We start from the raw sequence: 14,464 nt of genomic DNA on the forward strand, positions 1-14,464 counted from the left end.
CAGTGGCGGGGTACATCGAGGACCGCTGGTACAAGAAGGACGCCCAGGGCAAGCGCACAGTCCCGACCGAGCGCTGCAATCAGGGGAAGCGGTACCGCGTCGCCGGGGTGCCGGGCGTGCGCGACCGCAGCTTCGACAAGGTGACGGGTGTGGGGGGCGCCAAGGCGTGGCTGGCCAAGGCGCAGCACGAGTCGACGCGCGGTGAGTTCATCGACCCGCGCGACGGGAACATCCTGCTCCGCGAGTACGTCGAGGACCACTGGTGGCCCGACCAGGACTACGCGGACCCGATCACCAGCATGACCATCAAGGGCAAGGTGTGGAACCACATCCTGACCCACCTCGGATCCAAGCCCCTCAACGGGATCAAGACCCCCCAGCTGCGGGCGTGGCTGAAGACGCTCAACGCCCAGCTCGGCGCGGGCACGGTGAACGACGTGTGGGGCGCACTGTCGGCCATCTTGCAGGCCGCGGTCGACGACGAGCGGATCACCAAGAACTACTGCCGCTCACAGAAGACGGTGCGGCCGCCGACGAGGCCTGAGCCCCGAGCCAGCGCGTGGACACGGGACCGCGTGCTTGCGGTGCGGGCGTCCATCGATCCCCGGGTGCAGCTCATGGTCGACTTGGGTGTCGGCGCCGGGCTGCGGCAGGGCGAGGTGTTCGGGCTCGCTCCCGGGGACGTCGACCATGAGGCCCAAGTGATCCATGTGCAGAGGCAGATAAAGAAGGTCGGGTCGAAACTCGTCTACGCGCTGCCGAAGGGCCGCAAGACGCGCACCGTTCCGGTCGCCGCCCATCTGCTGGTCCGGGTGAGCGAGCACCTGGAGCGGTGGCCGGCGAAGGCGGTGGAGCTGCCGTGGGGTGATCCCGACGAGGAGGGTACGGAGAAGGAGTTGAAGGAGCGGGCGCCGCGCACGTTCGAGCTGCTGTTCACCGCGGCGCAGGGCGGGGCCTGGCGGCGGGACTACTTCAACGACGTCTTCTGGAAGCCGGCGCTGGAGGCGGCCGGGCTGATCGATCCGCCCGAGGTGTCGAAGAGGGCGATCGCGGGGAGGCCGGGCAGGTTCCGGACGGTGAGGCGGTACGCGGAGAACCGGGAGATGGGCTTTCACTCGCTGCGGCACACGTTCGCCAGTGTGCAGCTGGACGCACGGGAGTCGGTTGTGTCAGTCTCGAAGTGGCTGGGCCATGCGGATCCGTCGATCACTCTCCGGATCTATGCGCACATGATGCCCGAGGCTGATGGCCGGGGCCGCACCGCGATGCAGAACTGGTTTGAGGGCCCCCCGAAAAAGATCTCCCCAGCCGCTCCCCGGGGAGTGGAAGCCCCGCGATCGGGGGCGGATTCCGCGCCGGGGGCCGAGGTCGTAGTGGACGGCGAGAAGGTCCCAGTACCGGCCTGACCAGGCAAGTTGTCTCCATCGATGCAACGCGAGCCCCGATCCTGCGGCGCCTGTCCGCTGGTCGGGGCTCGATGTTGTGCCAGATGGTGTTGTTCAGCCAGCTCGCCTCCGGGACAGGAGTGTGGCCGTAGACGACCGCCGCCCGACCCCGGTAGTCCTCCGCCCACGGGTAGCGCACCGGCAGGCCGAACTCGTCGGTCTCACCGGTCGTTTCGCCGTACAGGGCGTGCGAGCGCACCCGGCCCGACGTACGGCCGTGGTACTTCTCGGGCAGGCCCGCGTGGCAGACCACCAGTCGCCCACCGTCCAGGACGTAGTGACTGACGAGGCCGTCGATGAACTCCCGTACCTGGGTGCGGAATTCGTCGCTCTCGTTCGTCATCTGCTCGATGGTCTCGGCGAGCCCGTGGGTGTGCTGGACCTTGCGGCCCTTGAGGTGACGGCCGTACTTGTTCTCATGGTTGCCCGGCACGCACAGCGCGTTGCCCGAGCAGACCATGGACATCACCCGGCGCAGCACTCCCGGGCTGTCCGGACCGCGGTCGACGAGGTCACCGACGAAGACGGCGGTACGACCGCCCGGGTGCACCCCGTCCTCGTAGCCCAACATGCCGAGCAGGGACTCCAGTTCGGACGCGCAGCCGTGGATGTCGCCGATGATGTCGAAGGGGCCGGTGAGGTGCGTCAGGTCGTTGAAGCGCTTCTCGGTGCGGACCTCGGCGCTCTCGATCTCCTCCACACCGCGCAGGACGTGCACCTTCCGGAACCCCTCGCGTTCCAAGTGGCGCAGGGAGCGACGGAGTTCGCGAATGTGGCGGTGGATGACCCGGCGTGGCATGTCGGCCCGGTCGGTGCGGGACGCGTTGCGTTCGGCGCACACGTCGTCGGGCACGTCGAGGACGACGGCGATGGGCAGGACGTCGTACTGCCGCGCCAGCTCGATCAGCTGCTTCCGGCTGCTCTCCTGCACGTTGGTCGCGTCGACGACCGTACGGCGGCCCGCCGCGAGTCGCTTGCCCGCGATGTAGTGCAGGACGTCGAAGGCGTCCCCGCTGGCGCTCTGGTCGTTCTCGTCGTCGGCGACCAGACCTCGGCAGAAGTCCGAGGAGATGATCTCGGTCGGCTTGAAGTGCCGCCGGGCGAACGTGGACTTGCCCGAGCCGGACGCCCCGATCAGGACCACGAGGGAGAGGTCGGTGACGGGCAGCACGCGCCCCTTGCTTTCGACACTCGCGACGTTCTCAACGCTGTTCATGCTGCCTCCGCCTCCTTCTTCTCGCTCGTGGTCATGGTCGTGGTCGCCGCATCGTCACCGGTCCCGGTCCCCCTCGTGAACACGGCCATCTGGGTCGGCGGACCGACCTCCGGGTCGTCCGGGCCGACAGGCACGAACTCCGCCTCGTACCCGTGCCGTTCGGCCACCTTCTCCGCCCAGGAGCGGAACTCCTCCCGCGTCCACTCGAAGCGGTGGTCGCTGTGGCGACTGTGGCCGGCCGGGAGGGACTCCCAGCGGACGTTGTACTCGACGTTCGGCGTCGTCACGAGGACCGTACGGGGGCGGGCGGCGCCGAACACGGCGTACTCCAGGGCCGGCAGCCGCGGCAGGTCGAGGTGTTCGACGACCTCGCACAGTACGGCGGCGTCGTACCCCTTGAGCCGCTTGTCGGTGTAGGCGAGCGAGCCCTGGAGCAGCTTGACGCGCGACGCCTGCCGCTCCCCCATCCGGTCCAGCTTCAGCCGCCGCGAGGCGATGGTGAGCGCGCGCATCGACACGTCCACACCGACGATGTCGGTGAACGCCGGGTCCTTGAGCAGCGCCTGCACCAACTGGCCCTGTCCGCACCCGAGATCGAGCACCCGGGTGGCCCCGGCCGTCTTCAGCGCCGCGATGATCGCGTCCCGGCGCTGTACGCCGAGCGACGTCGGCTTCTCCTCCGGCTCCGCCTCCGTCTCGTCCTCGACCGCGTTGTCGATCTCCTCGACCTCGCTGTCGTCGGCCTCGGCCAGCCGGACCAGTTCCAGCCGTTCCATCGCCTGCCGGGTCAGCGACCAACGCCGGGACAGATAGCGGCTGGTGATCAGCTTTTGCTCCGGGTGCGCGGGCAGCCAGCCCTCGCCGGCCCGCAGCAGTTTGTCGACCTCGTCGGGTGCGACCCAGTAGTGCTTGGCGTCGTCGAGGACCGGCAGCAGTACGTACAGGTGACGCAGCGCCTCGGCAAGGGTCAGCGTGTCGGACTCCAGGTGCAGACGCACGTACCGGGAGTCGCCCCACTCCGGGAACTCCGTGTCCAGCGCGACCGGTTCGGCCGTCACCGTCCAGCCGAGCGGCTCGAAGAGGCTCCGTACGAGATCGGCACCGCCCCGGGCCGGGAGCGCGGGCACCTCGATGCTCAACGGACGTGCCTCGCCCGGGAGTTCGGGCTTCGCCCGGCACTGGCCCTTCATGGCACTGCTGAACACCGCGCTGAGCGCGACCGCGAGCAGCGAAGAGGCGGCGTACGGACGGTCGTTGACGTACTGCGCCAGCGCCGCGTCGGGCGCCCCGCCGCGCCCCTTGCCCTTGCCGCGCCGGACCAGTGAGACCGCATCGACCTCCAGCAGCAGCGCGGCCGTGCAGCGCTCGTCGGACGCCTCGGGGTAGAGTACGTGCGCGGTGCCGTAGGAGGTGGAGAACGTCTGCGCGTTCTCGGGATGCTTGTGCAGCAGGTAGCCGAGGTCGGTCGCGGGGCGTTCGGGAGTGCCGGTGGTGCTGATCGTCAGGAACACGGTGGCCAGGCCTCAGAGAAGGGTTTGAACTGGGAATACTTGCTGTTCGTCAACGTACAGCGAACACACCCGGCGTACTCGGGCATTTTCTCTGGACAGTGGTTTCGCCGAAGCGGAGCCGACCGCCTCTCTTCTCTCATACAGGGGTCAGGCGTCGGAACGTTGTGACAAGATCCGCTGCCATGTCGTCGCTGCCCGCCTGGTCGTCAAGAACCGCTCTCCGTCTGCTGGTCGTCATGCTCGCGCTGCTGGTGACAGCTGCCTCCACGGTGACCGGAGCCGTCACCGCCGGAGCCGTCACCGCCGGGGCCGCGGCGACACCCGACCGCCTCCGCTACGACGTGAATATGCGCGGCGATTCCGACGGCTCCCACTGGACGGGCCGGCAACAGGTGTCGTTCCGCAACGCCTCCGAGCGCCCCCTGCGCGAGGTGTACGTGCGCCTGTGGGGCAACGGCGACGACGGGTGCGGCACGCCCGGCAGGCCGTCTCCCGTCAGGGTGTCCATGGTGCGCGGTGGCGCTCCGGGCCCCCTCACCGTGAACTGCACGGCGCTGCGCATCACCCTGCCGAAGCCGCTCGCACACGGCGCGCGGACGGCCATCGCCTTCGACGTGTCCATCACCGTGCCTGGCCGGAACAACCGCTTCGGCCGCGAGGGCGCGTTCCGCTTCCTGGGCAACGCGCTGCCGGTCCTCGCCGTGCACGACGCGAAGGGGTGGCACCTCGATCCGTACGTGTCGTACGGCGAGAGCTTCTACACACTGGCGAGCGACTTCCGGGTGCGCCTCGACCACCCGTCGGCCCTCAAGGTCCCGGCGACCGGCCGCACTTGGACCCGCGCCGGCCGGCCCGGGCGTACGGTCACCCACAGCGTCGCCCAGCGGGTCCGGGACTTCGCGTGGGCGGCGGGCCCGTTCCGCACCGCGATCCAGACCTCGCCGGGCGGCGTGCGCGTGAAGTCGTACTGGTCGCCCGACACACCCGCCGCGGGCGTCCGCCTCAACCGCAAGGACGGCGTCGCCGCCGTCGACCTGTTCAGCAAGGAGTTCGGCCGCTATCCGTACGGCGAGATCGACCTCGTGATGACCCACAGGTTCGCCGGCGGCATGGAATACCCCGGCCTGGTCGTCCTCGGCACCACGGAGGAGGGCAGCGCCACCGTCCACGAGGTCGCCCACCAGTGGTGGTACGGCATCGTGGGCAACGACGAGTACCACTCGCCCTGGCTGGACGAGAGTTTCGCCCAGTACGCCAACGCGCGCTACTACGGCTGGGACGGGTTCGACTGCTCGGACGACTCCTGGCCGAGCCCCACCGCCGCACTCACCAACTCGATGGCCTACTGGTCCGCACACCGTGACGAGTACTTCCAGGTCGTGTACGGGACCGGCCCCTGCGCCCTGGCCGGCCTGGAACGCGTCCTCGGGGCCGGCACCATGGCGCGGTTCATCAAGAAGTACGCCCACGACCACTGGTACGGCGTCTCCACCACCGCCGCCTTCAAAAGGGCCGCACAGTCCATGACGCACAGGGACCTCGGCCCCTTCTGGCGGAAGCACCGCATCCGCTGAGCCGCACAGGGCCGGGACCAGGCCGGGAGTGCCTGCGGTGCCCGGCCCGAATCCCGTTACAGCACGGATATACCCCGTCGCGCCCCGGCGGGACGCCGACGGCGTACGCGCGGGCCGCGGAACGGGACCCGGCGGGGTTACGACAGCTGGGACTGCACCTGCGAGGAGATCAGCTCCAGGTGGTCCAGGTCGTCGAGGTCGAGGATCTGGAGGTACATCCGCTGGGAGCCGACCTCCGCGTACCTGCCGATCCTCTCCACGACCTCGGCCGGGGACCCCGCCAGTCCGTTGGCCTTCAGTTCGTCGACCTCGCGGCCGATCGAGGCGGCTCGGCGGGCCACTTCCTGGTCGTCCCTGCCGACGCAGACCACGAGCGCGTTCGAGTACGTCAGGTCGTCCGCCTTGCGGCCCGCCTCCTCGGCCGCCGCACGCACCCGGCCGAACTGGCGCTCGGTGTCCTCGATCGACCCGAAGGGCATGTTGAACTCGTCGGCGTACCGCGCGGTCAGCCGTGGGGTACGGGCCGCGCCGTGGCCACCGATGAGTACGGGGATCCTGGCCTGGGCGGGCTTGGGGAGGGCCGGGGAGTCGGTGAGGTCGTAGTGCGTGCCGTGGTGGCTGAACGTCTCGCCGGCCTTGGTCCCCCACAGGCCGGTGACGATCGCGAGCTGCTCTTCGAGGCGGGCGAACTTCTCCTGCGGGAACGGGATGCCGTACGCCTTGTGCTCCTCCTCGAACCAGCCCGCGCCCAGGCCGAGTTCGACCCGGCCGCCGGACATCTGGTCGACCTGCGCGACCTGGATGGCGAGGACGCCGGGGAGACGGAAGGTGGCGGCCGTCATCAGGGTGCCGAGGCGGATGCGCTTCGTCTCGCGGGCGAGTCCGGCGAGGGTGATCCAGGCGTCGGTAGGGCCGGGCTGGCCGTCCCCGTCGCCCATGTGGAGGTAATGGTCCGAGCGGAAAAATGCATCAAAACCCAGCTCCTCGGTGGCCTTCGCCACGGTGAGCAGGGTGTCGTAGGTCGCGCCTTGCTGGGGTTCGGTGAAGATGCGAAGGTCCATGCCCCCATCCTGCACGGTCGAACACCGGTCAACCCCACCGGTGTCCCCTGCCCCACGCCGCCCCGGTCGGGTGAAAAAGCGTCAACCGCGTGTGAGGTGCGGGGCCGTGCCAGTGACCCCCCACAGCGATGATCGTTGGCTCGGTCGGTGCCGGCCCGACCGGCGCCCGCGCCGGCATCGACCGGGCCAAGTTCGATTGTCGGCCCGCTCACTCCGGGGCGCACCCGCGTCGGCTCCTTCGGGGGCCAGGGGCCGAGGAGGCCGTCCGTTGTCCGAAGAAGTCGTGCCGCAGCAGGCGGGGCCCGCACAGCCGAAGGGACTGCTGCAGCAGATGGAGGAGCTGATGGCCGCGCTGAACGCGGATCTGTCGGCGCTCGACGCCGATTTCCAGTCGGCGGGGGTGCCGTCGTCGTCCGCCGAAGAGCCTGAGGCGGGTTGAGGTCGACCGGGATTGCCGGGGCCGAGCCGCGCACCCACCAGCCGCGCACCCGGCGAACCGCTAGCCCGCGACCCGCTCCGCTCCGCCCGCCGCCTCCCTGGCCGCCAGTTTGCGGAGCATCTCCAGGACCCGGTCGCGGGACTCGTCCGCCGCGTCGATCGATTCCATGCACTGCCAGTACGTCGTCTCGTCGTCCGCCGCGCTGGCGATACCGACCAGGGCTATGCCGGCTTCGCCGAGGAGGTTGCCGAGGCAGAGGAGGGTCTGGCGGGCGTCACCCAGCCCGGTGAGCTGGGCCGCGCGTAAAGCGCCGACGGCGAGGCGCGGTTCGTCCAGTACGCCGCAGCCTCGGCCCGCCAGTTCGGTCAACCCCAGTGCCTCGCCCCGCAGTTCGGGTGGTCCGGTGACTGCGAGGCGGCTGCCTATCGCCTGTGCGAGGGCCTGCGCCTGCCACACCTCTGCCAGGGTCTCCGCCACACCCTCGCTGATCGCGAGGGCATGTCTGCTCGTCAGAATGAGCTGCACCGCGTCCATGCGCTGCCCCCGTCTGTTCCCGACGCGCTGTTCGCACGTCCGCCCGAACTACACCGTCCACTACCCAGAGTGAAGGGCTGTGGGACGAAAAGCCAGAGGAAGGCGGAAATCTGCGGACAACAAAAGGAGAACGGATCGCAATTCGACTCCGGAGCGTAACTATTCTGCTTTCGGGAACCTCCGTTCGTTGCGGTCGATCTTCGCGGCGAGGGCGGCCAGCGCGTCGATCCCGAGCACCTCGCACAGCTGGAGCAGATACGCGAGCACGTCGGCGACCTCGTCGGTCACCCGATGGGCGGAGTCCGGGTCGTCCATCACCCGTGCCGACTCCTCGGGCGTCAACCACTGGAAGATCTCGACCAGTTCGGACGCCTCGACGCTGAGCGCGGCGGCGAGGTTCTTCGGGGTGTGGAACGGCTGCCAGTTCCGTGCCGCCGCGAAGTCGGCCAGCCTGCGCTGGAGTTTGGCCACGTCCAACTGGTCGGAGTCTTCGGCGTGTTCTTGGTCTGTCACGGCTCCAGGTGTACCACCGTCACCCCCGGCACCCCCTCCGCCCAGGACGCGTCGCTCACCGTCCCGAGGAGGCGGATATGACCGCGGTCGCACATCCGGGCCGCCAGCCGCAGGAGTTGCTCGCGCTGCCGGACGTCGAGGGCCCGGTCGAAGCCGTCGGCCAGGACCGTGAGCGTCTGGAGGGCGTCGGGTACCTCGCCGGGCTGGTCGACGGCCAGTACGCCGGGCCCGGTCAGCAGGACCAGCGCCAGTCCCGCGAACCGCAACTCGCCGTCGCCCAGCCTGCCGAAGCGGGTGAGCAGTCCGTCGCCCCGGTCGAGTACGGCCCGGACACGGCCGTCGGCGACCTCGTCGGCCCGAACGTCCCTGACCGGGCCCGCACAGCCCTCGCGGACGGCGGCGACCAACAGACCGTGCCGGATGGTGCATTCGGACCGGGTGCGCCAGAAAACCTCGGCCAGGTTGTCGCAGCCCGGCAGGAGCCGCCCGCTGTCGACGGGGACCGCCGCGCGCATCCGGTCCGGCCGGGGATCACAGGCGAAGACGGAGCGCAGGGCGACGACCATCTGCTCGGCGGCGGCGATGACCTGGCGCTGTCCGTCCGTCTTCCCGGCCACCCGAAGCGGCAACAGGGCCGTGCCGAGCCGGTCGTCCGGCATCGGGGCGCGGGTGACCGACGCGGAACCTGCGGTGTACCAGGCGGCCTGGACGGTGCGCCGGCCGGGATCGCGCAGCGCCGTCTCCAGCAGGACCACTCCCCCGGCGGTCAACCGCTCGCCCACGATGCGCAGTTCGGGTTCGGCCTGGACGGCGACATCGAGCCGTACGGGACCCTCGGGACCGTCCGCCGTACAGCCGATGCGGAAGCCGCGTCGGCTCTGGGCGTCTGGGCGGGCGCGTTCCGGTACGCAGGCGGCCGGGTCCCGGAACGCCTCGCCGACGGCGGCGCCTGAGCCGAGCCGGGCCAGCGACTCGTACGCCCTGAGCGCTGTCGACTTGCCGCCGCCGCTCGGACCGGCGAGGAGGGTGAGCCGCCCGAGCGGGAACCTGGCCTGTCGGTGCCCCGCGTAGGCGGCCAGCCTCAGTTCGGTGACGCTCGGCCGGTCGGGACGCGCCGTCTCCTGTTCCGCGGTGGCAGGGGAGGGCGGTAAGTCCAGCGAGAGGGTCATATCCGGACCGTAGGCCTCCGCCTGCGAGGCGAACCGTTTTGTCCGCCGCATCTTCCTACGAACGGGGGACGGATCTCGCTGTCCGGCCGGTCTCAGTGCCCCGGGATGCCCGCTCCTCCCATGAGTCCGCCGACCTCGGTGCCGGGCGGGGTGAGAAGGAACACGTTCCGGTCGACCCGGTGCATCCCGCTCGCCAGGCCGAAGACGACGCCCGTGCTGAAATCGAGGACCCGCTTGGCGGTGTCCGCCTCGGCGCCCGTCAGATCGAGGAGCACCGGTATGCCCGCCATCAGCGTCTCGGCGACCTCGCGCGCGTCCGCGAAGACATTGACGCGCAGGACGACGAAACGCCGCCTGGCCTCGGTCTGCGCCTCGGGCATCGACCGGTGGCCCACCGCGGACGGCCAGGCGTCCCGGCCTCTCAGCGGTACTACCTGGGCGAGCCCCTCCCACTGTTCGTCGGTGACATCGTGGCTGTTCATCGATCCACTCCGCCCTGGCTCGCACTGACTGTCTGCATCAGCCAATTCTTACTCATGGTCACCCGATCGGCCCAATACGACACGCTCAGCGACCCCCTGTGTGAGAAAAACCCGAACACCTATCCGTACCTCACAGCACTGACACTCCGGCTGTGCAGGGGGCGTAACCGCTCATGATCGGATCACGTGACATCGACGTAACGGGCAATTCGTACGCTCATGAGTAGCCGGCCCGGCATGAAGAACGACTGAAGACGGAGAAAGGCAGCACGTGACCACTACCCCCACGACCACGCAGGTGCGAACAGTGTGCTCGTACTGCGGGGTGGGCTGCGGAATCGTGCTGGACGTCGGGCTCGGACCCGACGGTCGGCGTACGGTCTTCAAGGCGTCCGGGGACAAGGCGCACCCGGCGAACGCGGGGCGGCTGTGCACCAAGGGCGCGACCACCGTCGACATGCTCAGTGCGCCCGGCCGGCTGACCACCGCGCTGGTCCGGGACGGCTTCGACGACCGGGGCGAGGAACTGGTGCCGGCGCCCGTCGCGGACGCCGTCGCGGAGACCGCCCGGCGACTGCGGGCCATCGTCGACGAGCACGGGCCGGACGCCGTCGCCTTCTATGTCTCCGGGCAGATGGGCCTTGAGGCCCAGTATCTGGCGAACAAGCTCGCCAAGGGGTTCGTGGGCACGAACCAGATCGAGTCCAACTCCCGGCTGTGCATGGCGAGCGCGGGCACCGGATACAAGCTCTCGCTGGGCGCCGACGGGCCGCCCGGCTCGTACGACGACTTCGACCACGCCGACGCCTTCCTCGTCATCGGGTCGAACATGGCCGACTGTCATCCGATCCTGTATCTGCGGATGATGGAGCGGGTCAAGGCGGGGGCCAGGCTCATCGTGGTCGACCCACGGCGTACCGCGACCGCCGCCAAGGCCGATCTGTTTCTCCAGATCAGGCCCGGCACGGATCTGGCCTTCCTCAACGGGCTGCTCCATCTCCTGCACGCCGGCGGGTACACCGACCGGGAGTTCATCGCCGCCCATACCGAGGGCTGGGAGGAGATGCCGGCCTTCCTCGCCGACTACGCGCCGGACGCTGTGTCCGCGATCACCGGGATCCCCGAGGACGACATCCGGGAAGCGGCGCGGATCATCGGGGAGGCCGGTGAGTGGATGAGCTGCTGGACCATGGGGCTCAACCAGTCCACGCACGGCACCTGGAACACGAACGCCCTGGTCAACCTGCATCTCGCCACCGGCGCGATCTGCCGCCCCGGCAGCGGGCCCTTCTCCCTCACCGGGCAGCCCAACGCGATGGGCGGCCGGGAGATGGGGTACATGGGGCCGGGGCTTCCCGGGCAGCGGTCCGTGCTGGTGGACGAGGAGCGGGCGTTCGTCGAGGACCTGTGGGATTTGCCGGCCGGCACGCTCCGCAAGGACGGCGCCGGGCATGGCACGATCGAGATGTTCCGGCGGATGGCGGAGGGCCAGATCAAGGCCTGCTGGATCATCTGCACCAACCCGGTCGCCTCGGTCGCCAACCGCCGTACGGTCATCGAGGGCCTGGAGGCGGCCGAGTTCGTCGTCACCCAGGACGTCTTCGCCGACACGGAGACCAACGCGTACGCCGACATCGTCCTGCCCGGCGCCATGTGGACCGAGGCGGAGGGCGTCCTCGTCAACAGCGAGCGCAACCTCACCCTCGCCAGGGCCGCCGTCGACCCGCCCGGCGACGCCATGGCCGACTGGCGGATCATCGCGGACGTCGCCCGCGCGATGGGCTTCGAGGGCTTCGCGTACGAGAGCGCGGAGGACGTCTTCGAGGAGCTCAAGCGGGCGTGGAACCCGAAGACCGGGTGGGACCTTCGCGGGGTCACCTACGAGCGGCTGCGGGAGACTCCCGTGCAGTGGCCGGCCGCTTCGGTGGACGGGCCCGCGCGCAATCCCGTCCGGTACCTGGAGAAGGAGGGCGCGGGACCGCGGTTCCCCACGGCCAGTGGGCGTGGCGTCTTCCACGCCCGGCCGCATCTTCCCGCCGCCGAACTGCCCGACGACGATTTCCCGTTCGTCCTCAACACCGGGCGCGTACAGCACCAGTGGCACACGCTGACGAAGACGGGGAAGGTCGCCAAGCTCAACAAGCTGAACTCCGGGCCGTTCGTGGAGGTCCATCCCGAGGACGCCCGGGAGTTGGGGGTCGTCGACGGCGACTCGGTCGAGGTCGCCTCGCGGCGCGGACGGGCCGTGCTGCCCGCAGTCGTCACGGACCGGGTGCGGAGGGGTTGTGTCTTCGCGCCCTTCCACTGGAACGACCTTTTCGGGGAGTACCTCAGCATCAACGCGGTGACGAGCGACGCCGTCGACCCGCTGTCCCTGCAGCCGGAGTTCAAGGTGTGCGCGGTGTCCCTGGTGAAGGTGCACCGGCCGGAGACCCAGCTGCGACCCCCTGCGACGCCCGAGCCCGTACGCTCTCAAGTCCCGGTCGCCGTGCCGGAGTTCGCGTTCACTCCCGCTCCCCCGCCCGTCCTCAGCTCGCAGGAGCGTCAGTACCTCTCGGGTTTCCTCGCCGGGCTGCCCACCGGTGCCGTGGGGATTCCCGTGCTGCCCGCCTCCGCTCCGTTCAGCGCCGAGCACGCCGACTGGGTGAACGGGATGCTGGCCGGGATGTACTCCAGGACCGTGGAGGTTCCGCCGCGGGAACGGGTCGGTGTCGGGGTCCAGGTCGACGGGCGCGAGGTCGTCGTCCTGTGGGCCTCGCAGACGGGCAACGCCGAGGAACTCGCCGGCGCGACCGCCGAGCGGCTGAACGCCGGTGGGCACCGGGCGAGGCTCGTCGGCATGGACGAGGCCGATGTGACCGCCCTCGCGCGCAGTGCCGATCTCCTCTTCATCACCAGCACCTTCGGCGACGGCGACGCCCCCGACAACGGCTCCGGCTTCTGGGACACGCTCTCCGGGGAGCAGGCACCGCGGCTGGACGGCGTGCGGTATGCCGTCCTCGCGCTGGGCGACTCCTCGTACGACGACTTCTGCGGGCACGGGCGTCGACTGGACGCGCGGCTCGACGAGTTGGGGGCGGTGCGGATCACCCCGCGTACCGACTGCGAGCCCGACTTCGAGCCGTCGGCGGACGCGTGGCTCGACCAGGTGATCGACGTGCTCGACACGACGGGCGCGAAGGACACGAACGACGGCAAGGACACCGAGGACCCGAAGGGCGCGCAGGAGCAGGCGAGTCACGCCCTGAAGCGGGAGTCGGGCAGTACGTCGTCCCCCCGGGTTTCCGCCCCCGTCGTCCGGTCCGCCAAGCCGGCCCCCTCGCCCGCCCGGCTCGTCGGCAACCGGCTGCTCAGTCTGCCCGGCGCGACCAAGGAAGTGCGCCGGTTCACCTTCGACACCAGCGGTACGGCTCTGACGTACGAAGCGGGTGACGCGCTCGGGGTGCGGCCCGTCAACTCCACGGCCCTGGTGGAGGAATGGCTGGCCGTGACCGGACTCGACGCGTCAACCGGCGTGGAGGTCGAGGGAGTCGGTGGGTTCTCGCTCTCCGAGGCGCTGCACCGGCAGCTCGACATCACCCGGATCACACCCGACTTGCTGCGCTTCGTCTCCGAACGAGCCCGGGACAACCGTGAGTTGAAGAAGCTGATGCGGTCCGACAACAAGGACGGTCTGGCCCGCTGGTCCTGGGGGCGGCAGGCCGTCGACGTGGTCGCCGAGTACGGGGTGCGGGCGTCCGCGCAGGAGTGGGTGAAGGTGCTGCGACGGCTGCAGCCCCGTCTGTACTCCATATCGTCGAGCCCGCTCGTCGACCCGGCCCGGGTGTCGCTGACGGTGTCCGTGGTGCGGTACGAGAACCTGCACGGCCGCCCGCGCGGCGGAGTCTGCTCGCCCTTCCTGGCCGACGCCGGGCCGGACACGGCGGTCCCCGTCTTCGTCCAGCGCGCACCGCACTTCAGGCCCCCCGCGGACGCCTCGACGCCGATGGTGATGGTCGGGCCGGGGACCGGGGTGGCGCCGTTCGTGGGGTTCCTGCAAGAACGGCGGGCGCTCAAGCACGCGGCGCCGAACTGGCTGTTCTTCGGCGAGCAGCACCGCGCCACCGACTTCTACTACGAGGACGAGCTGGCCGACCTGGTTGCGGAGGGCACGCTGACCCGCCTGGACACCGCGTTCTCCCGCGACCAGCGCAACAAGGTCTACGTCCAGGACCGGATGCGTGAGCACGGGCCCGAGCTGTGGCACTGGCTTCAGGAGGGCGCCCACTTCTACGTCTGCGGCGACGCCTCACGCATGGCGAAGGACGTGGACCGGGCGCTGCGGGACGTAGCGGTGGCGCACGGCGGTCTCAGCGAGGACGAGGCGGGTGTGTACGTGAAGCAGCTGACGGCGGCGAAGCGCTACGTGCGCGACGTGTACTGACTGGACGTGTACTGATCGAACACGTTCTGATTGAGACGTGTTCTGACCGAACGTGTTCTGGCTGAATGACGCGAGGTTGCCCGAATCGTCATAAAGA

At 69.8% G+C, this 14,464-nt stretch carries 10 protein-coding genes and 1 pseudogene; 4 read left to right on the forward strand and 7 right to left on the reverse strand.

Annotation, left to right across the window (positions count from 1 at the left end):
• The first annotated feature begins 2 nt into the window (after window positions 1-2).
• On the forward strand, window positions 3-1,406 hold the full coding sequence (locus QA861_RS10655; protein WP_334588087.1) for a tyrosine-type recombinase/integrase: 1,404 nt from the start codon (window positions 3-5) through the stop codon (window positions 1,404-1,406).
• An 82-nt stretch (window positions 1,407-1,488) separates the two neighbouring features.
• Here the strand turns inward: QA861_RS10655 and QA861_RS10660 are convergent.
• Together QA861_RS10660 and QA861_RS10665 are read right to left on the reverse strand one after the other, a co-directional pair.
• A pseudogene (locus tag QA861_RS10660) lies at window positions 1,489-2,661 on the reverse strand (AAA family ATPase); the annotation flags it as partial.
• Window positions 2,658-4,172, reverse strand: a complete 1,515-nt coding sequence (locus QA861_RS10665; protein ID WP_334588089.1) for a 3' terminal RNA ribose 2'-O-methyltransferase Hen1 — start codon at window positions 4,170-4,172, stop codon at window positions 2,658-2,660. The gene QA861_RS10665 and the pseudogene QA861_RS10660, both read right to left, overlap by 4 nt.
• A gap of 182 nt (window positions 4,173-4,354) precedes the next feature.
• On the opposite strand from QA861_RS10665, the gene QA861_RS10670 reads away from it, so the two are divergent.
• Entirely contained in the window at window positions 4,355-5,746 is a 1,392-nt protein-coding gene (locus QA861_RS10670; protein WP_334588091.1) for a M1 family metallopeptidase, read from the forward strand.
• 137 nt (window positions 5,747-5,883) lie between these two features.
• Here the strand turns inward: QA861_RS10670 and QA861_RS10675 are convergent, their stop codons facing one another.
• Window positions 5,884-6,807, reverse strand: a complete 924-nt coding sequence (locus tag QA861_RS10675; protein WP_334588093.1) for an LLM class F420-dependent oxidoreductase — start codon at window positions 6,805-6,807, stop codon at window positions 5,884-5,886.
• Window positions 6,808-7,075: 268 nt separating this feature from the next.
• Between QA861_RS10675 and QA861_RS10680 the strand changes: the two genes are divergently transcribed.
• On the forward strand, window positions 7,076-7,246 hold the full coding sequence (locus QA861_RS10680; RefSeq protein ID WP_334588095.1) for a hypothetical protein: 171 nt from the start codon (window positions 7,076-7,078) through the stop codon (window positions 7,244-7,246).
• Between the two features lie 60 nt (window positions 7,247-7,306).
• On the opposite strand, the gene QA861_RS10685 is transcribed toward QA861_RS10680, so the two are convergent.
• From QA861_RS10685 to QA861_RS10700, 4 genes are all read right to left on the reverse strand, one after another.
• Window positions 7,307-7,780 carry a DUF6099 family protein gene (locus QA861_RS10685; RefSeq protein ID WP_334588097.1) on the reverse strand — a complete coding sequence of 158 codons (474 nt, stop codon included), beginning with the start codon at window positions 7,778-7,780 and terminating at the stop codon, window positions 7,307-7,309.
• Between the two features lie 159 nt (window positions 7,781-7,939).
• Window positions 7,940-8,293, reverse strand: a complete 354-nt coding sequence (locus tag QA861_RS10690) for a nucleotide pyrophosphohydrolase (RefSeq protein ID WP_334588099.1) — start codon at window positions 8,291-8,293, stop codon at window positions 7,940-7,942.
• Complete coding sequence (locus QA861_RS10695) at window positions 8,290-9,462, reverse strand: ATP-binding protein (protein WP_334588101.1); 1,173 nt, start codon at window positions 9,460-9,462, stop codon at window positions 8,290-8,292. Before QA861_RS10695 ends, QA861_RS10690 begins: the two co-directional genes overlap by 4 nt.
• Before the next feature lie 92 nt (window positions 9,463-9,554).
• A complete protein-coding gene (locus tag QA861_RS10700; RefSeq protein ID WP_334588103.1) occupies window positions 9,555-9,944 on the reverse strand; it encodes a cell division protein SepF in 390 nt (129 codons plus the stop codon).
• A 271-nt stretch (window positions 9,945-10,215) separates the two neighbouring features.
• On the opposite strand from QA861_RS10700, the gene QA861_RS10705 reads away from it, so the two are divergent.
• Window positions 10,216-14,367, forward strand: coding sequence for a bifunctional nitrate reductase/sulfite reductase flavoprotein subunit alpha (locus QA861_RS10705; protein WP_334588105.1), 4,152 nt, complete (start codon window positions 10,216-10,218; stop codon window positions 14,365-14,367).
• Window positions 14,368-14,464: the final 97 nt, after the last annotated feature.

Source organism: Streptomyces sp. B21-083 (genome assembly GCF_036898825.1).
Lineage (GTDB): Bacteria > Actinomycetota > Actinomycetes > Streptomycetales > Streptomycetaceae > Streptomyces.

Bases quoted from the DNA above. Each gene is read 5' to 3' on its own strand.
- QA861_RS10700 (WP_334588103.1), bottom strand. From the start codon at position 9,944: ATGAACAGCCACGATGTCACCGACGAACAGTGGGAGGGGCTCGCCCAG.
- QA861_RS10685 (WP_334588097.1), bottom strand. From the start codon at position 7,780: ATGGACGCGGTGCAGCTCATTCTGACGAGCAGACATGCCCTCGCGATC.
- QA861_RS10695 (WP_334588101.1), bottom strand. From the start codon at position 9,462: ATGACCCTCTCGCTGGACTTACCGCCCTCCCCTGCCACCGCGGAACAG.
- QA861_RS10675 (WP_334588093.1), bottom strand. From the start codon at position 6,807: ATGGACCTTCGCATCTTCACCGAACCCCAGCAAGGCGCGACCTACGAC.
- QA861_RS10670 (WP_334588091.1), top strand. From the start codon at position 4,355: ATGTCGTCGCTGCCCGCCTGGTCGTCAAGAACCGCTCTCCGTCTGCTG.